Annotated in this window: 24 protein-coding genes and 2 pseudogenes; 13 read left to right on the forward strand and 13 right to left on the reverse strand. The window is 71.1% G+C overall.

Features of this window, described 5'->3' with window-relative positions; all coding sequences use genetic code 11:
- The 3 genes and pseudogenes from OG485_RS35930 to OG485_RS35940 all read right to left on the reverse strand — a co-directional run.
- Nucleotides 1-129, reverse strand: a pseudogene (locus OG485_RS35930) (3-oxoadipyl-CoA thiolase); the annotation flags it as partial.
- 4 nt (nt 130-133) lie between these two features.
- Nucleotides 134-781 carry a CoA transferase subunit B gene (locus OG485_RS35935; RefSeq protein WP_328672711.1) on the reverse strand — a complete coding sequence of 216 codons (648 nt, stop codon included), beginning with the start codon at nt 779-781 and terminating at the stop codon, nt 134-136.
- Nucleotides 781-1,563, reverse strand: a complete 783-nt coding sequence (locus tag OG485_RS35940) for a CoA transferase subunit A (protein WP_328672712.1) — start codon at nt 1,561-1,563, stop codon at nt 781-783. Before OG485_RS35940 ends, OG485_RS35935 begins: the two co-directional genes overlap by 1 nt.
- Before the next feature lie 324 nt (nt 1,564-1,887).
- Here OG485_RS35940 and OG485_RS35945 point away from each other — a divergent pair, with 324 nt between their 5' ends.
- Complete coding sequence (locus tag OG485_RS35945) at nt 1,888-2,352, forward strand: MarR family winged helix-turn-helix transcriptional regulator (RefSeq protein WP_328672713.1); 465 nt, start codon at nt 1,888-1,890, stop codon at nt 2,350-2,352.
- An 86-nt stretch (nt 2,353-2,438) separates the two neighbouring features.
- Here the strand turns inward: OG485_RS35945 and OG485_RS35950 are convergent, their stop codons facing one another.
- The 3 genes from OG485_RS35950 to OG485_RS35960 all read right to left on the reverse strand — a co-directional run bounded on the left by OG485_RS35950 (nt 2,439) and on the right by OG485_RS35960 (nt 6,366).
- Nucleotides 2,439-3,416, reverse strand: a complete 978-nt coding sequence (locus OG485_RS35950; RefSeq protein WP_443048968.1) for a DUF3048 domain-containing protein — start codon at nt 3,414-3,416, stop codon at nt 2,439-2,441.
- 168 nt (nt 3,417-3,584) lie between these two features.
- Complete coding sequence (locus OG485_RS35955; protein WP_328672714.1) at nt 3,585-4,655, reverse strand: ATP-dependent DNA ligase; 1,071 nt, start codon at nt 4,653-4,655, stop codon at nt 3,585-3,587.
- 196 nt (nt 4,656-4,851) lie between these two features.
- A complete protein-coding gene (locus OG485_RS35960; protein WP_443048833.1) occupies nt 4,852-6,366 on the reverse strand; it encodes an LVIVD repeat-containing protein in 1,515 nt (504 codons plus the stop codon).
- Between the two features lie 164 nt (nt 6,367-6,530).
- Here OG485_RS35960 and OG485_RS35965 point away from each other — a divergent pair, with 164 nt between their 5' ends.
- The 3 genes from OG485_RS35965 to OG485_RS35975 all read left to right on the forward strand — a co-directional run bounded on the left by OG485_RS35965 (nt 6,531) and on the right by OG485_RS35975 (nt 9,807).
- Nucleotides 6,531-7,169 (forward strand): DUF305 domain-containing protein, encoded by a 639-nt coding sequence (locus tag OG485_RS35965; protein ID WP_328672716.1) that lies wholly within the window; start codon nt 6,531-6,533, stop codon nt 7,167-7,169.
- Nucleotides 7,170-7,335: 166 nt separating this feature from the next.
- Nucleotides 7,336-8,367, forward strand: coding sequence for a non-homologous end-joining DNA ligase (gene ligD, locus OG485_RS35970; protein WP_328672717.1), 1,032 nt, complete (start codon nt 7,336-7,338; stop codon nt 8,365-8,367).
- Nucleotides 8,368-8,769: 402 nt separating this feature from the next.
- Nucleotides 8,770-9,807, forward strand: coding sequence for a LacI family DNA-binding transcriptional regulator (locus tag OG485_RS35975; RefSeq protein WP_328672718.1), 1,038 nt, complete (start codon nt 8,770-8,772; stop codon nt 9,805-9,807).
- A gap of 125 nt (nt 9,808-9,932) precedes the next feature.
- Here OG485_RS35975 and OG485_RS35980 read toward each other — a convergent pair whose 3' ends face one another.
- Entirely contained in the window at nt 9,933-10,724 is a 792-nt protein-coding gene (locus OG485_RS35980; RefSeq protein WP_328672719.1) for a VOC family protein, read from the reverse strand.
- Nucleotides 10,725-10,995: 271 nt separating this feature from the next.
- Here OG485_RS35980 and OG485_RS35985 point away from each other — a divergent pair, with 271 nt between their 5' ends.
- On the forward strand, nt 10,996-11,241 hold the full coding sequence (locus OG485_RS35985) for a WhiB family transcriptional regulator (protein WP_326784358.1): 246 nt from the start codon (nt 10,996-10,998) through the stop codon (nt 11,239-11,241).
- Between the two features lie 137 nt (nt 11,242-11,378).
- Here OG485_RS35985 and OG485_RS35990 read toward each other — a convergent pair whose 3' ends face one another.
- The 3 genes from OG485_RS35990 to OG485_RS36000 all read right to left on the reverse strand — a co-directional run bounded on the left by OG485_RS35990 (nt 11,379) and on the right by OG485_RS36000 (nt 15,110).
- Complete coding sequence (locus OG485_RS35990; protein WP_328672720.1) at nt 11,379-12,356, reverse strand: acyl-ACP desaturase; 978 nt, start codon at nt 12,354-12,356, stop codon at nt 11,379-11,381.
- A gap of 213 nt (nt 12,357-12,569) precedes the next feature.
- A complete protein-coding gene (gene ddaH / locus OG485_RS35995) occupies nt 12,570-13,346 on the reverse strand; it encodes a dimethylargininase (RefSeq protein WP_328672721.1) in 777 nt (258 codons plus the stop codon).
- A gap of 129 nt (nt 13,347-13,475) precedes the next feature.
- Nucleotides 13,476-15,110, reverse strand: coding sequence for an ABC-F family ATP-binding cassette domain-containing protein (locus tag OG485_RS36000; RefSeq protein ID WP_328672722.1), 1,635 nt, complete (start codon nt 15,108-15,110; stop codon nt 13,476-13,478).
- 303 nt (nt 15,111-15,413) lie between these two features.
- Here OG485_RS36000 and OG485_RS36005 point away from each other — a divergent pair, with 303 nt between their 5' ends.
- Together OG485_RS36005 and OG485_RS36010 are read left to right on the forward strand one after the other, a co-directional pair.
- Nucleotides 15,414-16,103: a GOLPH3/VPS74 family protein gene (locus OG485_RS36005; RefSeq protein ID WP_328672723.1), complete on the forward strand. Its 690-nt coding sequence runs from the start codon at nt 15,414-15,416 to the stop codon at nt 16,101-16,103.
- 252 nt (nt 16,104-16,355) lie between these two features.
- On the forward strand, nt 16,356-17,192 hold the full coding sequence (locus tag OG485_RS36010) for an isocitrate lyase/PEP mutase family protein (RefSeq protein ID WP_328672724.1): 837 nt from the start codon (nt 16,356-16,358) through the stop codon (nt 17,190-17,192).
- A gap of 16 nt (nt 17,193-17,208) precedes the next feature.
- Here OG485_RS36010 and OG485_RS36015 read toward each other — a convergent pair whose 3' ends face one another.
- Nucleotides 17,209-17,625, reverse strand: a complete 417-nt coding sequence (locus OG485_RS36015) for an SsgA family sporulation/cell division regulator (RefSeq protein ID WP_328674781.1) — start codon at nt 17,623-17,625, stop codon at nt 17,209-17,211.
- 313 nt (nt 17,626-17,938) lie between these two features.
- Between OG485_RS36015 and OG485_RS36020 the strand changes: the two genes are divergently transcribed.
- Nucleotides 17,939-19,000 carry a WD40/YVTN/BNR-like repeat-containing protein gene (locus OG485_RS36020; protein ID WP_328672725.1) on the forward strand — a complete coding sequence of 354 codons (1,062 nt, stop codon included), beginning with the start codon at nt 17,939-17,941 and terminating at the stop codon, nt 18,998-19,000.
- Between the two features lie 113 nt (nt 19,001-19,113).
- On the opposite strand, the gene OG485_RS36025 is transcribed toward OG485_RS36020, so the two are convergent.
- Both OG485_RS36025 and OG485_RS36030 read right to left on the reverse strand, forming a co-directional pair.
- Entirely contained in the window at nt 19,114-19,443 is a 330-nt protein-coding gene (locus OG485_RS36025) for a hypothetical protein (RefSeq protein ID WP_328672726.1), read from the reverse strand.
- A gap of 3 nt (nt 19,444-19,446) precedes the next feature.
- A complete protein-coding gene (locus OG485_RS36030) occupies nt 19,447-20,433 on the reverse strand; it encodes an LLM class flavin-dependent oxidoreductase (protein ID WP_328672727.1) in 987 nt (328 codons plus the stop codon).
- Nucleotides 20,434-20,797: 364 nt separating this feature from the next.
- On the opposite strand from OG485_RS36030, the gene OG485_RS36035 reads away from it, so the two are divergent.
- The 5 genes and pseudogenes from OG485_RS36035 (at nt 20,798) to mmpA (ending at nt 23,892) form a co-directional block, all read left to right on the forward strand.
- The gene (locus tag OG485_RS36035; RefSeq protein WP_328672728.1) at nt 20,798-21,118 is read left to right on the forward strand and encodes a hypothetical protein; all 321 of its coding nucleotides are present in this window, start codon (nt 20,798-20,800) and stop codon (nt 21,116-21,118) included.
- A gap of 214 nt (nt 21,119-21,332) precedes the next feature.
- Nucleotides 21,333-22,100: pseudogene (locus OG485_RS36040) on the forward strand (RNA-guided endonuclease InsQ/TnpB family protein); the annotation flags it as partial.
- Between the two features lie 76 nt (nt 22,101-22,176).
- Nucleotides 22,177-22,650 (forward strand): transposase, encoded by a 474-nt coding sequence (locus tag OG485_RS36045; protein WP_328674782.1) that lies wholly within the window; start codon nt 22,177-22,179, stop codon nt 22,648-22,650.
- Between the two features lie 302 nt (nt 22,651-22,952).
- Nucleotides 22,953-23,642, forward strand: coding sequence for an endonuclease V (locus OG485_RS36050; protein WP_328672729.1), 690 nt, complete (start codon nt 22,953-22,955; stop codon nt 23,640-23,642).
- 103 nt (nt 23,643-23,745) lie between these two features.
- A complete protein-coding gene (mmpA, locus tag OG485_RS36055) occupies nt 23,746-23,892 on the forward strand; it encodes a morphogenic membrane protein MmpA (RefSeq protein ID WP_328672730.1) in 147 nt (48 codons plus the stop codon).
- The last annotated feature ends 205 nt before the right edge of the window (nt 23,893-24,097 follow it).

Below are 24,097 nucleotides of genomic sequence, written 5' to 3' on the forward strand. Positions count from 1 at the left end.
GCGTTCGAGGACGAGGGCGAGGCCTTGGCCCACGCCGATGCAGAGGGTGGCAACTCCAACTCCGGTGCCCTTGCGGGCGAGTTGGTGGGCGACGGTTCCGGCGAGCCGGGCACCGGAGGCGCCGAGGGGTCCTTCATGACCGGATCCCCTCCGTGACGACGACCTCGGCGGCTGTCTTCGCCGCGATCTCACCGGCCGTGACACCCGGAGCGGTCTCGACCAGCAGCAGCCCGGCGGGTGTGACGTCGAGGACGCCCAGGTCGGTGATGACGCGGTTGACGCACGCCTTTCCGGTGAGCGGCAGCCCGCACTCACGGAGGATCTTGGGCGAGCCGTCCTTGGCGGTGTGTGTCATCACGACGATGACCGTCCGGGCCCCGTGGACGAGGTCCATCGCCCCGCCGATGCCGGTGATCATCTTGCCGGGGACGGCCCAGTTGGCGAGGTCGCCGCCGGCCGACACCTGCATCGCGCCCAGCACCGCGACGTCGATGTGCCCGCCGCGGATCATCCCGAAGGACAGCGCGGAGTCGAAGTACGAGGCTCCGGGCAGGACCGTGACGGTCTCCTTGCCGGCGTTGATGAGGTCGGGGTCGACCTGGTCCTCGGCGGGGTAGGGGCCGGTGCCCAGAATGCCGTTCTCCGACTCCAGGATCACCTCGACGCCCGCGGGGAGGTGGTTGGGGATCAGGGTCGGCAGGCCGATGCCGAGGTTGACGTACTGGCCGTCCTTCAGTTCACGCGCGGCGCGGGCCGCCATCTCTTCCCTGCTCCAGGCCATCACTCGCTCACCGTCCCGTCCGCCGCGGACGCCGTGACCGTCCGCTTCTCGATCATCTTGGCGTGCGCCTGCTCGCGGGTCAGGGCCACGACGCGCTGCACGAAGATGCCGGGCAGGTGCACGGCGTCCGGATCGATCCCGCCCGGCTCCACGAGCTCCTCGACCTCGGCGATCGTCACCCGGCCGGCCATCGCGGCGAGCGGGTTGAAGTTCCGGGAGGACTTGTTGAAGACGAGGTTGCCGTGCCGGTCGCCCTTCGCGGCCCGTACCAGCGCGAAGTCGGTGCGGATGCCGCGCTCCAGCACGTACGCGGTGCCGTCGAACTCGCGCACCTCCTTCGGCGGGGAGGCCAGTGTGACGCCGCCGTGGCCGTCGTACCGCCACGGCAGTCCGCCGTCGGCGACCTGGGTGCCGACCCCGGCGGGCGTGTAGAAGGCGGGGATGCCGGCACCGCCCGCGCGCAGCCGTTCGGCCAGCGTCCCCTGCGGGATCATCTCGACCTCCAGCTCGCCGGCCAGGTACTGCCGGGCGAACTCCTTGTTCGCGCCGATGTACGAGCCGGTGACCCGGGCGATGCGTCCGGCGGCGAGCAGGGTCGCGAGCCCGGAGTCCATGGCCCCGCAGTTGTTGGAGACGACCCCGAGTCCCTGGACGCCACGCTCGTGGAGGGCCTCGATCAGCACGTTCGGAACACCACTGAGGCCGAATCCGCCGACCGCGAGGGTCGCGCCGTCCGGTACATCGGCCACCGCCTCCAGTGCCGTGGCGACCACCTTGTCCATCCGTGAAGCCTCATCTCTCCCGAGTGTCCGGCGCCAAATTAATCAGGGCACTGAGTAATTCTGCGAGGTGCTCGACACGCTGCCATCCGGACTTCGGTCCGTCAAGACTTCGGATAGACGCAGCAATTCGTAGGGTCGGCAAGGTCGACAGGGGCGGGACAGCCGCCAGGTAGGGCAGGTATCGTTCAGTGCACCAACGGATTCAGAGCATCGATGAACCCGGAGGACCCCCGAGACGCGGGGCATCGACGAGACGCGGGGCATCGACGCACACCACCCCGGTGCGGCGCTGTCACCGGCGCGTACCGGACCCGAGGAGCGCACATGGCCGCGGTGGACCTCTCCACCCACCCCGGGCACCTGGCCCGGCGACTCCAGCAGGCGCACTACCTGCTGTGGAACACGATGGTCTCCGAGGGGATCACCTCGCCCCAGTTCGCGGTCCTGAACGCGCTGGTCGCCGAGCCCGGCCTCGACCAGCGCACGGTGGGGGAGCGGGTGGGACTCGACCGGTCCACGATCGCCGAGGTCGTCAGCCGGCTCGGGCGCCGCGCGCTGCTGGACAAGGTGCGCGACCCGCAGGACGGACGCCGCTTTCTGCTGCGCCTCACGGACGAGGGGCTGCGCGTCCACCGGAAGCTGACCGTGCGCACCGCGCGCATGAACCAGGTCTTCCTGGCTCCCCTCTCCGCCGAGGAGCAGGATCTCTTCTTCGACCTCATCCAGCGTGTCTCGGACGCCGCCGAGGGGCTCCGCAACCCCGGGGAACCCCTCCGCGCGCAGCACTGAGGGCTGACGTCCGCCCGGGCGGGGGCCGGATCGGCGGCTCGGCCGGCCCGTCCGCCCGTGGGTCCCCACGCCCGGGTGCCCGGGGCTCACGCCTTGGCGAGGACCACCCACACCTGCCCCGGGGCGAAGTTCATCGGCGTGCCGTCCGGACTGGTGAACCGCGTGCCGTCGGCCGCCTCGGGACGCGTCCAGTTCGCGTCGAAGGCGCGGCCGTCGCGCAGTACCCGGGCCGTGCCCGAGCCCACCGACTCCGTGAACGGAGTGTTGTTGCCGAGGAAGTCGTGGTACCTCGACGCGCGTACCTTCACGTACTGGATGACCACCGTCGCCGGAGCCACCGAGGTGCCGTCGGTCGTCACCGTCGGCGTGCCGTCCATCGCCACCAGCCAGCGCTCGCGGTCGGCGGACCAGGTGAAGGTGAAGCGGGCCGACGGGAAGCGGACCGTGCGGGAGGCCTCGGGGGTGCCGCCCTTGGGTGCCGCGCCGAAACGGAAGCCCGTGGTCAGCGCGGCGTCGCCGGGCGCGGAGTCCATCAGCCGCCGCGGACGCAGATACAGATTGTGCGGCGCGGCCTTGCCCGTGCCCCGGTACCAGGCGTCGGGCACCTTCCCCGCCGGCTCGGGATCCAGCGGAGCGTCGTCGATCAGCGGCAGCAGCTTGTGCTGGGCCCCGGAGAAGGCGAGCGTCGGCTCGTGGAACTGTCTCAGCAGTTCGAGATCCGACTCGCGGGCACTGCGCACGGGTCCGACGCTGTCGGGCAGGGTGCTCGCGAAGACCGCCATCAGCCGGCTCAGACCGCCCTCGACCTGCTCCGCGTAGACCACGTCCGCCGCGTCGAGCCCCGTCTGGGGACGGGCGTCGGGTGCGTTGTCGATCTTCACGGCGAGTACCGGGCCGGTATTCGGGACGCCGGTCCCGCTGTCGCTCGGGCTCTGGCTCGGGGACCGGCCGTCGTCGGCCGCTCCGCCGCCCGAGGTGCAGCCCGTCATCAGTGAGCCCGTGACCGTGACGGCCAGCAGTCCCGCCGTCCATGCGCCACGCCGCGTCCGAACCGACTCTCGTATGCCCACCGTGCCACCTGTCCCGTGCCATCGATTGTGCGTCCATCAGTTCATCGGTGGCCATACCCGATCGTTTCTGATTGCGCGCGGCGACTGAGTTGATCGGCTCAGCGGGACGATCCGTGCAGGGTCGAAGAGGGGCGCGGAGGAAGCGGCTCCGTGCGCGGTGCGTCAGCTCCGCGGCCCCAGGATCTCCGCCAGGTCGTAGCCGACCGGCTCCTCCATCTGTCCGTACGTGCAGCTCCCGGCGGTGCGGTCGGGGCGCCATCGGCGGAAGCGGGCCGTGTGGCGGAACCGTACGCCGTTCTCCATGTGGTCGTAGGCCACCTCGGCCACCCGCTCGGGCCGGACCGGGATCCAGGACAGGTCCTTCTTCGCCGACCATCTGCTCGGCGCCCCCGGCAGCCGGGCCGTCTCGTGTGCCGACTCCTGCGCCCAGGCCGCCCACGGATGCCCGGCCGCGTCCTCCAGCCGCAAGGGCTCCAGCTCTTCCACCAGTTCCGCCCGCCGCTTCATGGTGAACGCGGCGCTCACGCCCACGTGCTGGAGCGTGCCCCCGGTGTCGTACAGGCCGAGCAGCAGCGACCCGACGACCGGTCCGCTCTTGTGGAAGCGGTACCCCGCGACGACGACGTCCGCCGTCCGCTCGTGCTTGATCTTGTACATGGCGCGCTCGTCCCGCAGATACGGCAGCGTGAGCGGTTTCGCCATGACCCCGTCGAGCCCCGCCCCCTCGTACTGCTCGAACCACCGCTGCGCCACCTCGAGGTCCGTGGTCGCGGGCGCCACGTGCACGGGCGCCGTCACCCCGGACAACGCCTTCACCAGCAGCGCGCGCCGCTCGCTCAGCGGCACCTCGAGCAGCGAGGCGTCGGCCAGTGCCAGCATGTCGAAGGCCACGAAGGAGGCGGGGGTCTTCTCGGCCAGCATCCGCACCCGTGAGTCCGCCGGGTGGATCCGCTCCGAGAGCGCGTCGAAGTCGAGCCGCCCGTCCCTGGCGATCACGATCTCCCCGTCCATCACACAGCGCTCCTGCAACCGCTCCCGCAGCGCCTCGACGAGCTCCGGAAAATACCTGGTCAGCGGTTTTCCGGTGCGGCTGCCGATCTCCATCTCGTCACCGTCGCGGAACACGACGGCCCGGAACCCGTCCCACTTCGCCTCGTAGTGCATGTCCGGCGGGATCTTCGCCACCGACTTGGCGAGCATCGGCTTCACGGGGGGCATCACCGGCAGATCCATACTTCGACTCTAAGAGCCGTCCATGGTGTGCGCCTGTTGCGTCTTCCGTCCGACAGGGTGCGGCTGTCCTGCGGTTTTGCGTCCGTTTCGCGGCCGGACGGACCGGAGCCGGGGGTCCCGCCGGAGGCCGAGGCGTCCGGCGGGACGGACAGGACGGACCTGTCCCGCTTCCTTGCGACGGGACGGCCGACCGGGGTCAGTCGAAGTAGTCCGGCTGGGTCTGGACGTTCAGCTCGTCCAGCCGCACCCGCTTGGCGGGGTCCGTGCGCCGGTCGCTGATCTTCAGCACGTCGAAGCCCTTGGTGATGTCGTTGGAGTAGATGTGGCCGTTGTAGTAGTACGCCGACCAGGCGCCGCCGATGACCAGTCCGGTGGTGGACAGCGGTCCGCGCTCGAAGTAGGCGATCTCCTTCGGGTTCGAGGAGTCGGTGAAGTCCCAGACCGAGACGCCGCCCTGGTACCAGGCCTGGACCATCAGGTCCTTGCCCTTGACCGGGATCAGCGAGCCGTTGTGGGCAACGCAGTTCTCGGTGTCCGCCTGGTGGCGGGGGATCTTGTAGTAGCTGCGGAAGACCAGCTTGCGCTTGTCGCCCTTGCCGACGATGTCGTAGATGCCGTCCGCGCCGCGGTTCGGGCCGATCTCGGCGTTGCAGGTGGCCGCGCCGCCGCCGCCCAGCTCGTCGGTGAAGACGACCTTGTCCGCCTTCTGGTTGAAGGTCGCCGAGTGCCAGAACGCGAAGTTGACGTTGTCCTGGACCCGGTCGATGACCCTCGGGTTCGCCGGGTCCTCGATGGAGAACAGGATGCCGTCACCCATGCAGGCACCGGCGGCCAGGTCCTTCTCCGGCAGCACGGTGATGTCGTGGCAGCCGGTGGTCTTGGACACGCCCGGGTTGGTGGGCGAGCCCGGGTTGCCGCCGCCGTCCGGGCCCTCGCCCGGGAAGAGCACGGGGAAGTTCACGACCGCCGCCCGCTCGGGGGCCTTGCGCGGCACCTTGATGACGGAGATGCCGTCGTGCGGGGGCTGGCAGTCCGGATAGGTGGCGTTCGGCGAGTACGAGGAGACGTACACGTAGACGTTCCTGCGCTCGGGCACCAGGGTGTGGGTGTGCGAGCCGCAGGCGGTCTCGACGGCGGCGACGTACTTCGGGTTCCTCTTGTCGCTGATGTCGAAGATCTTCATGCCCTCCCAGGAGGACTTCTCGGTCGCGGGCTGCGTGGTGCTGTTGCAACTGCTGTCGCTGCGCGAGGAGTCGGTGGAGAGGAAGAGCAGGTCGCCGGAGACGGAGATGTCGTTCTGCGAGCCCGGGCAGAGCACCTGCGCGACGGTCTTCGGCGCTCTGGGGTCGGCGATGTCGAAGATGCGGAAACCGTCGTAGTTGCCGGCGAAGGCGTACCGGCCCTGGAAGGCCAGGTCCGAGTTGAAGCCCGGCAGCACGTCCTTGGGGATGTTGGTGAGGTGTTCGATGTTGTCGGAGTGGACGATCTCGTCCTGTCCGGGTATCTCGCCGTCGGCGATCGCATCGGCCGCCCGGGCCCGCGCCTCCTGCGACACCTGGCGTTCCGCGGCCGGTCCGTCCCCGGGGTCGGGGGTGGCGGCCGCGGGGACGGCCGTCAGGAGTGCCGCGAGGAGTCCGGCACAGGCCGCGACGACACCCAGTCGTCTGTGCCGCGTTCGGGGATGGTTTAACAGGGTCACTGCAACCTCCATCGTCGCCGTTCACGGGGGAACGGTTCATGGTCTCCGAAGTATCGTCTTCATCATGCACAGATCAAAGACGGGTAACGCCTTCGTCATGAATCTCGCCGGTGATCGATGCGAAGATTCACGAGTGTCAGTCAGGTTCATCAACTCCCCCGCACCAGGAGGTCGTTGTGTTCAGAAGCCGGGCGCCCCTCGCTACCGCGCTGCTCGTGCTCGCCCTCGCCGGCTGTGACGCGGACACCGACGACAGGTCCGCTGCCGGCGGCGGACCTTCGGTGATCGTCCCCGGCGCGCCGGGCGAGGAGAACCGCACGCTCTCCGCCGGCGAGGCGGCCGCGCAGCGCGCCGACGACGACACCCCCAACTCGGCAGACGTGTCGTACGCCCGGATGATGATCCAGCATCACACCCAGGCCCTGGAGATGACCGGGCTCGTCCCGGACCGCGCCCGGTCGGGGAACCTCAAGCGCCTCGCCCTGCGTATCTCCGCGGCCCAAGGCCCCGAGATCGAGGCCATGCGGGGCTGGCTGAAGACTCACGGCGAGACGGAGGCCGGGGACGCCGGGGGCCACCAGCACACCGGGATGCCGGGAATGGCGACCGAGGCCCGGTTGAAGGAGTTACGGGCGGCCCGCGGCGCGGACTTCGACGCCCTCTTCCTGACCCTGATGATCACTCACCACGAGGGAGCCATCACCATGGCCACCGACGTCAAGGCGCAGGGCAACAACCTGCTGATCGAGGAGATGGCCGACGACGTGGTGGCCCAGCAGACCAGCGAGATCACCCGCATGCGCGCGATGCGCTAGTAGGGCTTGGTCAGGTTCGGATCCCGCCGTTCGGATCATGTGGCGGGACGCGGGGACAGGGCACCGATCGGCATCTTCATCCGGGCGTCCACCGCTCGTCGATTCTGCGCGGCGCGGGCGTCCGCCCGGTGTGCGGGGCCCGCGAGCTGCGCCTACCGTGGCTCGCATGGGCGATGCGGTGGAACTCGAAGCGGCCGGCAGGAGTGTTCGTCTGTCCAGCCCGGACAAGATCTTCTTCCCGGAGCGCGGGTTCACGAAGCTGGACCTCGCCCAGTACTACCTCGCGGTCGGCGACGGCATCCTGCGTGCCCTCCGCGACCGTCCCACCACGCTGGAGCGCTACCCGGACGGGGTGACCGGCGAGTCCTTCTTCCAGAAGCGGGCGCCCAAGAACATGCCCGACTGGATCCCGACCGCCCACATCACCTTCCCCAGCGGCCGCAGCGCCGACGAGATGTGCCCCACCGAGCCCGCCGCCGTGCTGTGGGCCGCGCAGTTCGGCACGCTCACCTTCCATCCGTGGCCGGTCCGCCGTGACGACGTCGACCGCCCCGACGAACTGCGCATCGACCTCGACCCGCAGCCCGGCACGGACTACGCGGACGTCGTACGCGCCGCCCACGAACTGCGCGAGGTCCTGCACGAGTACGGCGGTCTGCGGGGCTGGCCCAAGACCTCCGGGGGCCGCGGACTGCATGTCTTCGTGCCGATCCAGCCGCGCTGGACCTTCACCCAGGTCCGCCGGGCCGCCATCGCCGTCGGGCGCGAGCTCGAACGCCGTATGCCCGATCAGGTCACCACCGCCTGGTGGAAGGAGGAGCGAGGCGAGAAGATCTTCGTGGACTACAACCAGACCGCTCGCGACCGCACCATCGCCTCGGCCTATTCCGTACGGCCCCGCCCGCACGCCCCGGTCTCCGCGCCGCTGCGCTGGGACGAGGTGCAGGACGCCAGGCCCCGGGACTTCGACCTGGTGACCATGCCGGGGCGCTTCGCCGAACTCGGCGATGTGCACGCCGACATGGACGACCACGCCTTCTCCCTGGAGGCACTGCTGGAACTCGCCGACCGCGACGAGCACGACCACGGCCTCGGCGACCTCCCGTACCCGCCCGATTACCCGAAGATGCCGGGCGAGCCCAAGCGGGTGCAGCCGAGCCGCGCGAAGCACGAGGACGCCGCGCCGCAGGACAAGTGATCCCCCGGGCGGCCCCCGTCCGGGCGGCCGCGCCCGGCTGCCCGGGACCCTCTCCCGTCCGGGCCGGACGGCGCCGACTCCCGTGGCGGCGGGGCGACTTCGGCCGCCGCGCAAGCGAACCCCGCCCGGGCGCCCGAGCCATCGGCCCGCGAGCCATCGGCCCGCGCGTCGGCGGCCGCGGGGCGGATTCGGCGGTCAGCCGATCGCACGGGGCCCCGACTCCCGCCCCGGGCCAGGGCCCCGGGCCACGGAACGGGGCCGGCGCTCTCCCCGTCGAGGCGCCCGCCGGGGCGCCCTTCGGCGGGGCCGGTTCGAGCCGTTCTCGGTGATCGGGGAGCACTTCCACAGAGCGAGCGGCCACGCGGCTATCCTGATCCGCATCCGCCGAGGAGGTGCCCTGAGGTGACCGAGACAGTGTCGCGCCCCACGCTGGAGGCCGTGGCAGCGCGGGCCGGGGTCTCCCGGGCCACCGTGTCACGAGTCGTGAACGGTGGGGACGGGGTCCGTGAACCGCTCGTCGAGCGCGTGCGCCGGGCCGTCGAGGAACTCGGGTACGTTCCGAACCAGGCCGCCCGCAGCCTCGTGACCCGGCGCCACGACGCGGTCGCCGTCGTGATCGCCGAGCCGGAGACCAGGGTCTTCGCCGACCCCTTCTTCGCACTCCAGCTCCGCGGCATCAGCAAGGAACTGACAGCCAACGACTCCCAGCTCGTCCTGCTGCTCACGGAAGGCCGCGACGACCACGCCCGCGTCGCCCGCTACCTCGCCGGCGGCCACGTCGACGGCGCGCTCGTCTTCTCGCTGCACCTCGACGACCCGCTGCCGGGCCTGATCCACGGCGCGGGTGTGCCGACCGTGTTCGGCGGACGGCCCGGCTGGGGCGACGGTGTCCGCGAAGCCGTCTACGTCGACTGCGACAACCGCGGCGGAGCCCGCCAGGCCGTTCGCCACCTGATCGGACTCGGGCGGACGCGCATCGCCCACATCACCGGCGCCCTCGACCAGACGTCCGCGGTCGACCGGCTCGACGGCTTCCGGGACGTCATGGCCGACGCCGGTCCGGCGCTCGTCGCGCAGGGCGACTTCACCCCCGCCGGCGGCGAACGCGCGATGCGGGAACTGCTGGAGCGCAGCCCCGACCTGGACGCGGTGTTCGTGGCGAACGACCTGTCGGCGCTCGGCGCGCTGCGCGTGCTGCGTGAGCACGGGCGACGGGTGCCCGACGACGTGGCCGTGATCGGCTTCGACGACATGCTGCCGATCGCCGAACAGGCCGATCCGCCCCTGACGACGGTGCGTCAGGACATAGAGGAGATGGGCCGGTTGATGGCCCGGCTGCTCATCCGCGGTCTGGAGGGCAGGGCGGGGGCCGAGGACACGGTGCCCGAGGCCTCCGGAGTGGTCCTGCCGACGACGCTGGTGCGACGGGCCTCGGCCTAGGTGGATTGATCACGAGCGTTGTCGACACTCGCCGGGCTTGCCTGTCAGACAAGCCATGGGACCGAAGCACCCTCGGCGCGGGGCCGACGGGCTTCGGTCCCGCGCAGGTCCGCCGGCCGGGGGCGTCAGCCCTGCTGCGGTGCGCTCTTGATCACCGCGAGGCGTGCCCCGTACGGATCGGCGAGCTTGGCGATGCGGCCGACACCCTCCATGTCCGTGGCGGGCATCCGGACCGTACCCCCGAGTTCCTGGGCCTTGGCGACCACGGCGTCCGCGTCGGGGACCTCGATGTACGGCAGCCAGTACGCGCCGGTCCTCGCCTCGACCGGATCGTCGGCGAGCGGGACGAGGCCGCCGAACATGTCCTCCTCCTCGGTCCCCGCGGGGTTGACACAGGTGTACGTCCCGCCCGGGAACTCGGCCGCCGAAGTGTTCCACCCGAAGACCGAGTTGTAGAAGGCGGCGGCAGCAGCGATGTCCGGGGTGCAGAGCTCGACCCAGCACAGGGAACCCGGGTCGCCGGCCACGCCCAGGCCCTCGGTCCGGCCGGGCTGCCAGACGCCGAAGGTCACGCCCGCCTGATCGGCGAACATCGCCACGTGCCCCTCGCCCATCACGTCCATGGGCGGCATGAGCACCGTGCCCTTGGCGTGCTCGACCGCCTTGGCGGTGGCCTCGGCGTCCGTGGTCCGGAAGTAGACGTTCCAGGACGGCGGGCCCTGCTCGGCGGTGATCTGCATGGCCCCGGCCACGGTCTTGCCCTCGACCTGGAAGAAGCCGTAGCCGCCGGCGTCGGGCCCCGCCGACCGGAACTGCCAGCCGAAGAGCCCTCCGTAGAAGGCGATGGCACCCTCGATGTCGGCCGTGGCGACATCCAGCCAGTTCGGGGAGCCGTTGACGAAGCGGGTGGTGAGCATGATTGCCCTCCTTTGAGGGGTCCCGTTGCCTTTGGTGCCGAGTCTTCCACCGCCCACTGACAATCGCCGTGGAGACGCGCAAACCGCCCGGATCGGCGGCGCCCGTCACTTAAGGTGTCCGCCACGCTTCGTATTGTCGTCGTGTTCTCCCGCGCGCCGCCGTGCCCGAGGCCTCCCCGCGGGGCCATCATCGAGGCCGCCGGGAGCCTTGGTACGTCGCGTTGATCCTGCGTTGATCGAACGTTTTTCGCCGTCGGGCACGCTCTTGACCATGTACTCGGTAACCATCACTCCGTCCGACCTCGCCTGGCAGGAGCAGGCGTTGTGCGCGCAGACGGGGGCGGACTTCTTCTTTCCTGATCCGGGCAGCTCGGTGCGCGAGGCGAAGCGCATCTGCGGGATGTGCGAGATGCGCCCCGCGTGCCTCGACTACGCGCTGAGCAACGACGAACGTTTCGGCGTGTGGGGCGGACTCTCCGAGAAGGAGCGTCTCGGCCTGCGACGCGCCCTGGAGTGACACGAGCCCTGGAGTGACACGAGCCCCCGCGCGGCGTAGGCCGCGCGGGGGCTCGGAGACCGGGTCCCGGGGCGCCCGTGGGCGTACCGGGGAGAACGGCGCCCCGAAGGCCGGGGCGGCCGTACTCGCGGCAGGGGCTACGCCGTGGCGCGGGCCGCCATCCGCGCCTTGCGGGCGGCGAGCTTCTCGTCGAACTTCGAGGCTTCGGAGTCGAGGCCGCCCATGAAGTAGCCGAGCTCCTCCTGCGCCTTGAGGCCCTCGGGGCCGAGGCCGTCGATCTCCAGGACCTTGAGGTGACGCAGCACCGGCTGGAGCACGTCGTCGTGGTGGATGCGCAGGTTGTAGATCTCACCGATGGCCATCTGCGCGGCCATGCGCTCGAAGCCGGGCATGCCGTGACCGGGCATCCGGAAGTTGACGACGACGTCGCGGCAGGCCTGCATCGTCAGGTCGGGGGCGAGCTCGAACGACGCCTTCAGGAGGTTGCGGTAGAAGACCATGTGCAGGTTCTCGTCGGTCGCGATGCGCGCCAGCATGCGGTCGCAGACCGGGTCGCCCGACTGGTGACCGGTGTTGCGGTGCGAGACGCGGGTCGCCAGCTCCTGGAACGCGACGTACGCGACCGAGTGCAGCATCGAGTGGCGGTTGTCCGACTCGAAGCCCTCGCTCATGTGCTGCATCCGGAACGCTTCGAGCTTGTCCGGGTCCACCGCGCGCGAGGCGAGCAGGTAGTCGCGCATCACGATGCCGTGCCGGCCCTCCTCCGCCGTCCAGCGGTGCACCCAGGTGCCCCAGGCGCCGTCACGGCCGAAGAGGGACGCGATCTCGTGGTGGTAGCTCGGGAGGTTGTCCTCGGTGAGCAGGTTGACGACGAGCGCGATACGGCCGATCTCGGTGACCTTGGACTGCTCCTTGTCCCAGGCCTCGCCGTCCTCGAAGAGCCCGGGGAAGTTGCGGGCGTCGCTGAAGGGCACGTACTCGTGCGGCATCCAGTCCTTGGCCACCTTCAGGTGACGGTTCAGCTCGGTCTCGACGACTTCCTCCAGCGCGTACAGCAGACGAGCGTCGGTCCAGGCTGCTGCCGGGCTGCCGAGGTCGGGGGAAGTGATCGTCACGGGTGCTCCAGGGAGGGACGGGACAACGAGCGGAAAACCAAACCTACGGCATCGTAGGCTACGTCTCCGTAGGTTACGACTCCGTAGGTTAAGAAGCCTGTAAAGGTCTCTGATCAGCGGTGTTACAGGCGAGGGCACCCCGTTTCCCGGCGCACACCGGAGGGGCCCGGGGGTGTCGAGGGCCCGGGTCGTGCGGATGGTTCGCTCACTCGGTCAGACGTACAGCTCCCGGAGCCGCACCGAGAGACACGTCACGCAGCCCTCGAGTTTCTCGAACTCGCCGATGTCCACCACGACCGGTTCGTGGCCCAGGTCGGCGAGCAGTTCGGCGGTCTTCGGGGCGGACGACGCCATCAGCAGCTTGCCTCCGCCCAGGAGCACCACGTGCGCCCCGGACTCCTCCGGCACCGCCAGGAAGCGCGGGAAGAGCAAGGGGGTGTCCACGAGCGGCTCGTGTCCGATCACCGTCCCGTCCGGCAGCGCGGTGACCGCCGACTTCAGATGCAGCACCTTGCTGACGGGAACGGCGACGACCCGGGCCCCGAGCGGTTCGAAGACCGCGCGCAACTGCTGGACCCCGGCCGCGTTCGTCCGGCCGCCGCGGCCCACATAGATGGTGTCGCCCACCTTCAGGACGTCGCCCCCGTCGAGGGTGCCCGGATCCCGGATCCAGTTCACCGAGCAGCCGAGTCGCGCCACGGCCTCCTCCACCCCCGGGGTCTCGGCGCGGCGGGACTCGGCGCCCGGGCGGGCGATGAGGGCGACGTTGCGGAAGGCGACGACGGCGTCCTCGACGAACACCGAGTCCGGACAGTCCTCGGCCGGGTCCACCTCCACGGTCTCCCAGCCGTGTGTGCGCAGTGCCTCGGTGTACGCCTCCCACTGCTCGACCGCGAGTCCGACATCCACCGCCGTGCGTTCCACGTGCGTCACCAGCCCCTCGGCGAGGCGGGGGCTGGGCCTGCGTACGAGCGCTTTCTGACTGGGCACGGGCGGGTCTCCGAATCGGCTGGGGGTATCGGCGCAACATCATGCAGCGCGGCTCACGCGCGCAAAAGCCCCCGGTCTGAAGCCGGGTACACCGCCCACCCCGACGCTAGGCCGCCCCCGCTCCCCGCACTATGAGGAATACCCGACAGTTTCCGGGGCGATTTCTTTCAGTTCTCCTCCTTCCAGCAGCAGTCGTCGCGTGATGCCGATCGACTCCAGGAACGGCATGTCGTGGCTGGCGACGATCAGGGCCCCTTCGTACGACTCCAGGGCCGTGGTGAGCCGGCGGACGCTCGCCATGTCGAGGTTGTTCGTCGGCTCGTCGAGCAACAGGAGCTGCGGGGCGGGGTCGGCCAGCATCAGGGCCGCGAGCGCCGCGCGGAAGCGTTCGCCGCCGGAGAGCGTCGCCGCCTGCTGGTCCGCCTTCGCCCCCTTGAACAGGAACCGGGCGAGACGGGCCCGGATCCGGTTGTCGGTGGCGGCCGGCGCGTACCGGGCCACGTTCTCGGCCACGCTCAGATCGTCGTCCAGGACGTCCAGCCGCTGCGGCAGGAAGCGCAGGGGCACATGGGCGTACGCCTCGCCGGACACGGGGTCCAGCTCCCCGGCGATCGTGCGCAGGAGTGTCGTCTTGCCCGCCCCGTTGCGCCCGATGAGCGCGACGCGTTCGGGTCCGCGAAGATCGAACACGCCGTTCACCCGCGAGCCGTGCTGCAGCTCCAGCCGGTCGAGGGTGAGGACGGTGCGCCCCGGCGGTACGGCCGTGTACGGCAGGTCGATCCGGATCAGATCGTCGTCGCGTACGGCCTCCACCGCCTCGTCGAGACGCTCCTTCGCCTCACTGAGCCTGCCCTCGTGCAGGAGCCGGTGCTTGCCCGCGGACTCCTGGGCCGACCGTTTGCGCGCGCCCATGACGATCTTCGGTTCGCGCTTCTGGTCGTTCATCTTCTGCCCGTACCGCCTGCGCCGGGCCAACTTGACCTGGGCGTCGACCAGTTCGCGCTTCTGCTTCTTCAGATCGGACTCGGCGACGCGCACCATGCGCTCCGCCGCCTCCTGTTCGGCGGCGAGCGCCTCCTCGTACGCGGAGAAGTTCCCGCCGTACCAGCCGACCTCGCCGGAGTGCAGATCGGCGATCTGGTCGGCCAGGTCGAGGAGTTCGCGGTCGTGGCTGACCACGACCATGACCCCGGACCAGGCCTCCACGGCCGCGTACAGCCGTCGTCGCGCGTACAGGTCGAGGTTGTTGGTGGGCTCGTCGAGCAGGAGGACGTCGGGCCGGCGCAGCAGGAGCGCGGCCAGCCGCAGCAGCACCGACTCGCCACCGGACACCTCACCGACCGTGCGGTCGAGGTCGATGTGTCCGAGGCCGAGTTCGCCGAGCGTCGCGCGGGCCCGCTCCTCGACGTCCCAGTCGTCGCCGACGACGTCGAAGTGCTCCTCGGACACGTCACCCGCCTCGATCGCGTGCAGGGCGGCGCGGACCGCGCGGATGCCGAGTGCCTCGTCGACCCGCAGCGCGGTGTCGAGGGTGACGTTCTGCGGCAGATGACCGACCTCGCCCGCGACCCGGACGGAGCCGTCGGCCGGGGTGAGTTCTCCGGCGATCAGCTTCAACAGGGTTGATTTGCCTGATCCGTTGACGCCGACGAGTCCGGTGACGCCCGGTCCGAAGGCGACCTGGAGACCGTCGAAGACATCGGTGCCGTCGGGCCAGGCGAAGGACAGGGAGGAGCAGGTGATGGAGGTGGGGAACGTTGACATGAGGGCCTCGCGATTGCTGGATGCGGTCGGGGGTACGCGTAGGGGACACCGCGAGGCGACGACGATCCAGTTCGGAGGAGAGCGAGAAGAAGGCTCCGCACCCAAGGACGGCTCGAACGCCGAGGTCGCACGCTGCGCACACACGGGTCCGACGGGACCAGACGGGTGTGACGCGGTGTCTCAGACCTCAGACGAGCAACGTCCTTCTCCATTCGACGGCAACAGAACCGCTATACACCGTAGGGGCGGTCCTGAGGGCTGTCAAAGGATTAACGCGCCCCACCGACGAACCGAGGAGACCTCGTGCCGAACGGCTCGCTCTCGTTGCCCGCCCGGCTCTACCTCCTGGCGTGGGACACCACGAAACGGAGCATCACCGGGTCCACCCACCTCCACCACCTGGTACGCGCCGGCGCCCTCACCGAACTCGCCCAGCGCGGGCTCCTCGTCGACGACGACGGCATCGTCACCCCCGTCGACGCCGACTCCCGGACCGGGGACGTCGTACTCGACGGACTCCTGGAACTCGTGTCGGAGTCCCGGCCCCGCGGGTGGAAGCCGTGGGTCACCTCATGGGCCCGGGTCACCCTGGACGCCGTCCGCGCCCAGCTCGCCGCCGACGGATATCTGCGCGCGGAGCGCAAGCGGGTGCTCGGGATCTTCCCGTCCGTCGAGTACGAGCTGGACCGGGTGCCCGTGGTGGAGGCCCTGCGCGGGCAGGCGCGAGAGGTGCTGGAGGGACCGGTGCCCGTCGCCGACGTCGGTGACCGCGACGCGGCACTCGTCGCCCTGGCCACCGCGGCCGAGCTCCGCACCTTCGCCTCGCCCAAGGAGCGGGCGCTTCACAGGGCCCGCATCGACGAGCTCACCGAACGCGGCGGAGCGGCGGCCCCCGCCCTGAGGAAGGTCATCCAGGACGTCCGTACGGCGGTGGTCGTGGCGGCCGCGACGGCTTCCGCCAAGGCGGCCACGGCGACCACCACGGCGAACTGAGCCGGCGGGGCCGAGGCGTGCCCCGGGGAGTGCGGGTTCCCGGGGCAGCCGTGCCGCCCGGCAACGGGTCCCGTCACGAGGCGGTGCGACGCCCACGACGGGACCCGTTGACGCGCGGACCGGCACGGGGCTTCGGGGACGGCGTGGCGCGCGGCGGAAGGCCCCAGGCGGCGGTGCGGACGGTGGCGTGCCCTCACGTACATGTCGGTTTCCTGCCAGCCCCCTCCGGGCCGGCCGTGCTTGGGTTGCCCCATGACCCGTACCGAGCGACTCCGCGACTCCGCCCTCGCCTTCCGCGCCCTGCACGTGCCCGGCCGCCCCCTCGTCCTGGCGAACGCCTGGGACGCGGTGAGCGCGCGGATCGTCGAGGAGGAAGGCGCCGCGGCGGTGGCGACGACCAGCGCGGGCCTCGCCTGGTCCCTGGGCGTGGCGGACGGCGACCGGCTGGACAGGGACGACTCGCTCGCGGCCGTCGCGCGGATCGCCGCCGTGGTCCGGGTGCCGGTCAGCGCGGACATCGAGAGCGGGTACGCGTCCGACGCCCAGGGCGTGGGAGACACCGTCCGCGCGGTGCTCGCGGCGGGCGCGGTGGGCGTGAACATCGAGGACGCCCTCTACGGGGAGGGAGCCGGACCGCTGCGTCCGCAGGCGGAGCAGGCGGAGCGCATCGCGGCGGTCCGCGCGGCCGCCGACGCGGCGGAGGTGCCCCTGTTCGTCAACGCCCGCGTCGACACGTTCCTGCGCGGCGCGGGCGGGGTGGAGGAGACCCTGGAGAGGGCTGCCGCCTTCCTGGCCGCGGGCGCCGACGGCGTCTTCGTGCCCGGAACCGTCGATCCGGCCACCGTGAAGGCGCTCGTCGAGGGCATCGAAGGCCCGGTGAACATCCTGGTGGGCCCCGGGGCGCCGTCCGTGGACGAGCTGGCCTCACTCGGCGTGGCCCGGATCAGCGCGGGGTCGAGCATCGCGGCGGCCGCGCACGCCCTGGTCCGGCGCGCCGCACGGGAGCTGCTGGGCAAGGGGACCTGCGAGACCCTGATCGGAGGGTTCGACCACGCCGGCCTCAACGCCCTGATGGGACGCGCCGGCTGACCGCACCCGTGCCGCTTCAGCAGGTGCCCCGCATGAGCTCCTCCAGATCGCGGTCCAGGTCCACCTGGAGGTGCTCCAGACCGACCGGCACCAGCTCGGTGGTCTGCTGGAGGAAGTTCCGCACCTCACCCGAGCGCACATGGATCACGGCGGTGCCCTCGGGAGCGTGGAACTCCAGCACGGTGCGGTCGAAGCCGTACGGCCGCACCCGCACGTCGCCGTGCCCCACCGGGTCCTCGAGGCCCGACACCAGCAGTTCGCGGGCGAAGGTCCAGCAGACCTCGATGCCTTCGAGCGTGGCGGGGGCCGGGAAGGTCATGCGGACGGCGAACGGGTCGGTCCGGTCGTAGTGGAGCGTGGCCGGAATGCTCGGCATCCGCGGCGCGGCGGCGACGAGGCGGGCCTCTACGGGCTGCTCGATGACGGTGGACAACGCCTTGCTCCCTTGTGACGGCTGGACGAACTCCGGGCGGATGAAGCCGGTCAATTGAAGAGACGGAAGAATGACCCGGCGCGTGCACCTCTGACCCGAGTGACCTCTGTCACCGAGGTGATGCACCTAGAGATCCACTTTCTCCGATCCGGGTGATCCTTTCCGTTTCGCACTCACCCGACACCGAAGAGGACATCCCGGCGGCCCCCGAGGTTCCCGCCGGAGGCCATCTGGACGCGATCGGGGGAGTGCACTAGCTTCCCCCGCCATGAGGGCCTTGGGGAAGACGCGACGCACGAGGCGAACGGCAGGCATGGGACCGGCGGTGGCCGCACTCGCCGCGGCGCTCGTGGTGGCGGCACCGGCGGTGGCGGCGCCGGCACAGGCGCACGACAGGGAACGGACCCCGCACTGGGCGCTCAAGGACAGCGGCACGGACGCGCGCCTGCGGGGACTGTCGGCCGTCAGCAGGCACACCGCGTGGGTGGCCGGTTCGAAGGGCACCGTGCTGCGTACCACCGACGGCGGCGCGCTCTGGCGGAACGTGTCGCCGCCCGGCGCCGCGGACCTGGAGTTCCGCGACATCGAGGCGTTCGACGCGCGGCGTGCCGTGGTCCTGGCCATCGGCGAGGGCGAGGCCTCCCGCGTCTACCGGACGGAGGACGGCGGTGCCACCTGGACCGAGTCCTTCCGCAACACCGACGCCAAGGCCTTCTACGACTGCATCACCTTCCTCGACCGGCGGCACGGCCTGGCGATGAGCGACCCGGTGGACGGCAGGTTCCGCATCCTGTCGACCGGCGACGGCGGCCGCTCCTGGAAGGTGCTGCCGAACGACGGGATGCCCGCCGCGCTGGACGGCGAGGCGGGCTTCGCCGCGAGCGGTCAGTGTCTGGTCGGTTCGGGGCCCCGCGACGTGTGGCTGGCCACGGGAGGGGGCGCACGCGCGCGCGTGCTGCACTCCGCGGACCGAGGACTGACCTGGACCGCCACCGACACCCCGGTCCCCGCGGGCGACCCGGCGCGCGGTGTCTTCGCCCTCGCCTTCCGCGACCGCGTCCACGGACTCGCGGTGGGCGGCGACTACCGCGCCGACCAGGCCTCGCCGAGGGCCGCGGCGCTCACCCCCGACGGCGGCCGTAGCTGGACCACCGCTGACCGGCCCCCGCCCGCCTACCGCTCCGGCGTCACCTGGCTGCCGCACAGCCGCACCGCCGCCCTCGCGGTCGGCCCCACCGGCACCGACCTGACCACCGACGGCGGCCGCACCTGGCGCACCCTCGACACCGGCTCGTACGACACCGTGGACTGCACCCCGGACCTGGGCTGCTGGGCCTCCGGCGAGAAGGGACGGGTCGCGCGGCTGGAGGGCTGAGCCGTCCCCTGCCGTCCCGTGCCGTCTCTTGCGGTCTTCTCCCGTCCCGTGCCGTGCCGTTGGGGCCTGTGCACCGCGAGCGGGCGGCGACTATCAGCCCCGGCGAGCCGTGTTCACGGCCGTTTCCCGCGAGGGGCGTTCGGCCAGGTCACCCGTGGTCGTCCGTCCTTCGACGAGAGGGCTGATCGGCTACGCCGCCGCCACCAGCGACGCTTCGGCTCGCGCGGCTGGGCAGGGGGTTCGGTCACCGCGAGGACGACAGCCTGATCGCGTGCGGGCCGCTTCCCGGTACCGACGTCGTGGCCCAGCAGATAGGCCGTGACCGGGTTCGGACCGAGGCCCGCGATGTCCTCCGGCCCGGCTGCGATGCCGTCGGTGATCTCGTCGGTCGTCCAGTGCCACCCCTTGCGGGCGCCGCCCGCGTCCACCCACTGGGCGATCATGTCCTAGGGTGCCGTCGGCATCGTGACGTGCTGCCTGACGAGTTCGTACGACCTCAATCGGTCGACCAACGCGTAGACGGGCGTCACCAGCATGAGCTCGTCCGCACCCGTCAGGTCGACCAGATCCGTCAGATGCCGGGCGACCGTCTCGGGTGCGCCGTGTGCCTGGTGCGCACGGAAGCCCGCCAGCGCCTGCGCCTCTTCCGCGGTGAAGGAGTGAGCCGCTGCTTCCGCGGGTGTGGGGAAGGGGATGTCGCCTCGCCCCTTGAGGAGTCCGGCCTTGACGACATCCATGGGGCCGGCGAGCCAGGAAGCCTCCTTCTCCGTCTCGGCGCACACCGTCTCCACGCAGACCAGCACGCGCGGGCGCGCGCACCAGCGGGAGGGGGAGAAACACCCGTGGTAGTGGCTGAGCGCGGCCAGGGTGTTGTCCGGGCGAATGTGATGGGCGAAGGCGATCGGCAGTCCGAGCTCCCCGGCGAGCGCGGCGCCGGCTGTGCTCGAAGCCAGCAGCCACGGTTCCGGGAGCGGACCGAGCGCGACCTCGTCCACCAAGTGGCGCAGCGTCGAGGAGACATCGTCGCGGTACTCGTCGTCGGTCGTCGGCCCGGCCCCACGGCGCAGGGCCCGCGCCGTGGACTCGTCGAAGGTTCCCGGGCCACGGCCGATGCCCAGGTCGATCCGGCCCTCGTGCAGCGCGGACAGCGTGCCGAACTGCTCGGCCAGCATGATCGGGGCGTGGTTGGGGGCGAGGACACCCCCGGAGCCGAGCCGTATGGACGACGTCAACGCGGCTGCGTGGGCGGTCAGAACGACGGGCGGGAACGCTCCGATGGCCGGAGAGTGATGGTGTTCGGCGTACCAGAGACGCAGATATCCGAGGTCCTCGATGCGCCGGGCGAACGCGGCGGTGTCGCGCAGCGTGTCTGCGGCCCGGGTGCCCGTCTGGACCATGGCCACTTCGAGCGCGCTGAGCGGAACAGTGATCATTCGGTCAGTATAGGAATCGCCCGTCAGTATCAAATGCCTTTGCTCGCAAGGAAGTTCGACATCGGCGTCGACCGCGGGGGCGCACAGCTCGTGGTGCTCGGTTCTGGACGAGGAACAGCTCCGACGGACGCTCGGCCGCGGGTGGGCGGTGACGCTCCACCGGGCGGCTCGCGGTACCGCTTGAGACCGGGTGTCGTCTTCGTCGCGATGAACTCGGTGACGCGATACGCGCACGATGCACGCCGCCCGGGCCCGGACCCGGCGCGAACGCGGGCGTCCGCATCAGCCCGCGACCGGGACGCCGATCCGCCGGCGCGGGGACAGGAGCGGGCGATCGGCCCGCTGTGAGCACCGGGAGATGCGGTTGAGTCACGAGAGCGCGACGCCCTATGACGACGGCGGGATCCGCTGCGGCGAGCGGGGCCTCGCCATCCGGCGCTACTACCCGTGGGGGACGAAGCGGATCCCCTACACCTCGGTCGGAGGCGTCAGCCGGCTTCCCATGACCGGCGCGAACGCGGTGCGGAAGTGGCGCATCTGGGGCTCGGGAGACCTCGTCCACCTTGCTTTCGGGCAGGGTGCCCGGTCCTTCAGGGCCGGGGTGAATGCCCGCTCCCGCGGAGCGGGGCGGGGGAAGCCGAACCGCCGACAGGGCGGTTCGGCGCCTCGGGCGAGGCGGTGGTGAGGCCGGCCTCGGGCGGGTGCGGCGACTCGGAGTCGACGGTGGTCGTTTGACGGCGGCCAGCTGGCCAGCTGGTGGTCGGGCGGGTCGGTGGCCGGGAGCGGTCACTCGCACGGGTGATGCCGGTCGATGGTGTGGGCGGTCGGGGAACGTGTTGGCTAGGTTCACGGTCATGGCACGGTTTCGGATGTACCCGACGAGTGAGCAGGCGGGCATCATGCTCGGCCACTGTGCGCACGCCCGGTACGTCTACAACCTGGCCGTCGAGCAGCACGCGCACTGGTACAGGGGCCGCAGGGCGGCGCCCGGTTTTGCCGAGCAGTGCCGTCAGCTCACCGAGGCCCGGCGCGACAACGCATGGCTGGGCGCAGGCAATGCGGACGTGCAGCAGCAGGCCCTGAAGGACTTCGCCAAAGCCAAGAACGCCCGCTTCACCTCCGGGTTCGGTGAGCCGACCTGGCGCAGGAAGCACGTGCACGAGGGCTTCCGTGTCATCGGCACCGGCCGCATCGGGGAGTTCGAGGCGGACGGCTCGCCGAAGCTGAACGCCAGGGGCAGGCAGGTCATGGGCCGCTCGGTCGTGGTGCACAAGCTCAACCGCAGGTGGGCGCGGGTGAAGGTGCCCGGCTGCGGCTGGGTCCGCTTCCGGCTCAGCCGCAAGGGCAAGGGCTCTGAGCTGCCGAAGGCGAAGACGTTCCGTGTCACCTTCCGTAACGGCCGGTGGCACATCGCGTTCGCGGTCGTCCCCGCCCCCATCGACGGGCCTGGCACGGGCGAGGTCATCGGCATCGACCGGGGCGTGAAAATCACCGCCGCCCTCTCCGACGGGCGGATGCTGAACTGTCCCCAGCTCACCGTCAGGGAACGCGCCCGGATCCGTAAACACCAGCGCCGGGCCGCCCGCGCCCCCAAGGGCAGTGAGCGCAAGACCGCCGAGTACGCGAAGGCCGCCCGTATCAAGGCCCGTGAGGCCGACCGGCGCAGGGACTGGTGCGAGAAGACCAGCACGATGCTCGCCCGCACCTACGACCTGGTGCGGTTCGAAACTGAACATCAAGAACATGACCCGCTCGGCCAAGGGCACCGTGGCAGAACCCGGCAAGAAGGTCGCCCAGAAGACCGGCCTGAACCGGGCGATCCTCGCCCAGGGCTGGGGCCTGCTCCGCCGGCGCACCGGACACAAGGCCCCCGGCCGCATCGAGGACGTCCCCGCCCCCTACACCAGTCTGCGCTGCAGCGCCTGCGGTTGGATCGACAAGAACTCGCGCAAGAGCCAAGCCGAGTTCGTCTGCTCCTCCTGCGGCTTCACCTGCAACGCCGACACCAACGCAGCAACCAACGTCGCGGCAGGACAGGGCGGGATCCCCCGCCCCCGGCGAACAGTCGGTGCCGGAGGGGTGACAACGGACACCAGCCGTTCGAACACCCGTGAACCCCAACCCGCACGGGCTGGAATCCCCCTCTTTCAAGAGGGGGAGGATGTCAATGGTGGAACCTCGATGCGCGGCGGCCCCGTAAGAACATGGCGCTCGTGATGGACGTCGGACACCGTGTACGTCCCACGATCACGCCCGACGACCCGGACGCCGTCCAGCGCATCCTCGCCGAGCGCGTCGACGGCGGGTGATCGGGACCGGCCGACCTGTCGGATCGCGCGCACTCGCAGGTGTCTTCAGGCGGGCCCGTAGAGCTGCCGGGCTGGTTCAGGGCCGGCCGGAACGGCTTGAGTCGGCCCCGGCCGGCTCGTCCGCGGGCCCGCGGAGAGGAGAGCCGCGGAGTGGAGGGCCGCGGCCCCCGTCGCCGTGGGTGTCGATCAGTCATTAGGCTCGTCCGCATCATGACGATCGTGAGGATTCCCGCGGGCTGGCCCGTCACCGAGGAACAAGCCCGCGCCGTGCAGGACGAGTTGCGCGAGCGCGTCGTGCTCGACGAGCAGGGCCCGCCGCCCGGCACCGGCCGGGTGACGGGCGTCGACGTCGCCTACGACGACGAGCGGGACGTGGTGGTCGCGGCGGCCGTCGTCCTCGACGCGGCGACCCTCGACGTCGTGGCGGAGGCCACCGCCGTGGGCCGGGTCTCCTTCCCGTACGTCCCCGGACTGCTCGCCTTCCGCGAGATCCCGACCGTCCTGGCCGCGCTGGAGGCCCTGCCCTGCCCGCCCGGTCTGGTCGTCTGCGACGGATACGGACGCGCCCACCCGCGCCGTTTCGGCCTCGCCAGTCACCTCGGCGTCCTCACCGGGCTCCCCACGATCGGGGTCGCCAAGAACCCGTTCACCTTCTCCTACGAGGAGCCGGACGCCCGGCGCGGCAGCGCCTCACCGTTGCTCGCGGGCACCGAGGAGGTGGGCCGCGCCGTGCGCACCCAGGACGGGATCAAGCCCGTGTTCGTGTCCGTCGGCCACCGCGTGGACCTCGGCAGCGCCTGCGCCCACACCCTCGCGCTCACCCCGAAGTACCGCCTGCCGGAGTCCACCCGCCGGGCGGACTCCCTGTGCCGGCGGGCTCTCCAGCAGGCGACTTCCTGACTCCGCCCACCCGCCCACGCGTCGGCCCACCGGCGCACGTGAGTACGGATTCTGAGTACCCGTACGGATGTACGGCCGCTCCGCGACCGGCAGGCTGATCCGCATGACGACACATCAGGACCCGAAGCCCTTCGCCGAACCCGCGCGGCCCGTCGGGCGGGCGGTGACGGCCGCGCTGGCCCTCGCCGTTCCGGCCGGCCTGGCCTGGACGGCCGGGATGATCTACACGGTGATCGCCTGGGCGTCGTGAGGACCGCCCGACCCGCACGATCACGCCAGGCCCCGCGGACGTCGACAGGCCCTAGGGCCTGCCGTTTGGATCATGCGGCGGGACGCGGGGCAGGGTGCGCACATCTGCGGCGTTGTCGTCGGTTGCCGACGTCCCCCAGCCTTCGGCCGGGAGGTGCCCCCACCGCGTCGTCGCCCTCCTCCGCCTTGCAGCTGCACGCACCCTG

This window comes from Streptomyces sp. NBC_00328 (assembly GCF_036139655.1).
Lineage (GTDB): Bacteria > Actinomycetota > Actinomycetes > Streptomycetales > Streptomycetaceae > Streptomyces.

Excerpts from the sequence above, each read along its gene's own strand:
- OG485_RS35955 (WP_328672714.1), bottom strand. The coding sequence starts at position 4,655 with ATGGATCTGCCGGTGATGCCCCCCGTGAAGCCGATGCTCGCCAAGTCG.
- OG485_RS35945 (WP_328672713.1), top strand. The coding sequence starts at position 1,888 with ATGGCCGCGGTGGACCTCTCCACCCACCCCGGGCACCTGGCCCGGCGA.
- OG485_RS35980 (WP_328672719.1), bottom strand. The coding sequence starts at position 10,724 with ATGCTCACCACCCGCTTCGTCAACGGCTCCCCGAACTGGCTGGATGTC.
- ligD (WP_328672717.1), top strand. The coding sequence starts at position 7,336 with ATGGGCGATGCGGTGGAACTCGAAGCGGCCGGCAGGAGTGTTCGTCTG.
- mmpA (WP_328672730.1), top strand. The coding sequence starts at position 23,746 with ATGACGACACATCAGGACCCGAAGCCCTTCGCCGAACCCGCGCGGCCC.
- OG485_RS36030 (WP_328672727.1), bottom strand. The coding sequence starts at position 20,433 with ATGATCACTGTTCCGCTCAGCGCGCTCGAAGTGGCCATGGTCCAGACG.
- OG485_RS35940 (WP_328672712.1), bottom strand. The coding sequence starts at position 1,563 with ATGGACAAGGTGGTCGCCACGGCACTGGAGGCGGTGGCCGATGTACCG.
- OG485_RS36025 (WP_328672726.1), bottom strand. The coding sequence starts at position 19,443 with ATGATCGCCCAGTGGGTGGACGCGGGCGGCGCCCGCAAGGGGTGGCAC.
- OG485_RS35935 (WP_328672711.1), bottom strand. The coding sequence starts at position 781 with ATGGCCTGGAGCAGGGAAGAGATGGCGGCCCGCGCCGCGCGTGAACTG.
- OG485_RS35985 (WP_326784358.1), top strand. The coding sequence starts at position 10,996 with ATGTACTCGGTAACCATCACTCCGTCCGACCTCGCCTGGCAGGAGCAG.
- OG485_RS36000 (WP_328672722.1), bottom strand. The coding sequence starts at position 15,110 with ATGTCAACGTTCCCCACCTCCATCACCTGCTCCTCCCTGTCCTTCGCC.
- OG485_RS36050 (WP_328672729.1), top strand. The coding sequence starts at position 22,953 with ATGACGATCGTGAGGATTCCCGCGGGCTGGCCCGTCACCGAGGAACAA.
- OG485_RS36010 (WP_328672724.1), top strand. The coding sequence starts at position 16,356 with ATGACCCGTACCGAGCGACTCCGCGACTCCGCCCTCGCCTTCCGCGCC.
- OG485_RS36020 (WP_328672725.1), top strand. The coding sequence starts at position 17,939 with ATGGGACCGGCGGTGGCCGCACTCGCCGCGGCGCTCGTGGTGGCGGCA.
- OG485_RS35960 (WP_443048833.1), bottom strand. The coding sequence starts at position 6,366 with ATGGAGGTTGCAGTGACCCTGTTAAACCATCCCCGAACGCGGCACAGA.
- OG485_RS36045 (WP_328674782.1), top strand. The coding sequence starts at position 22,177 with ATGACCCGCTCGGCCAAGGGCACCGTGGCAGAACCCGGCAAGAAGGTC.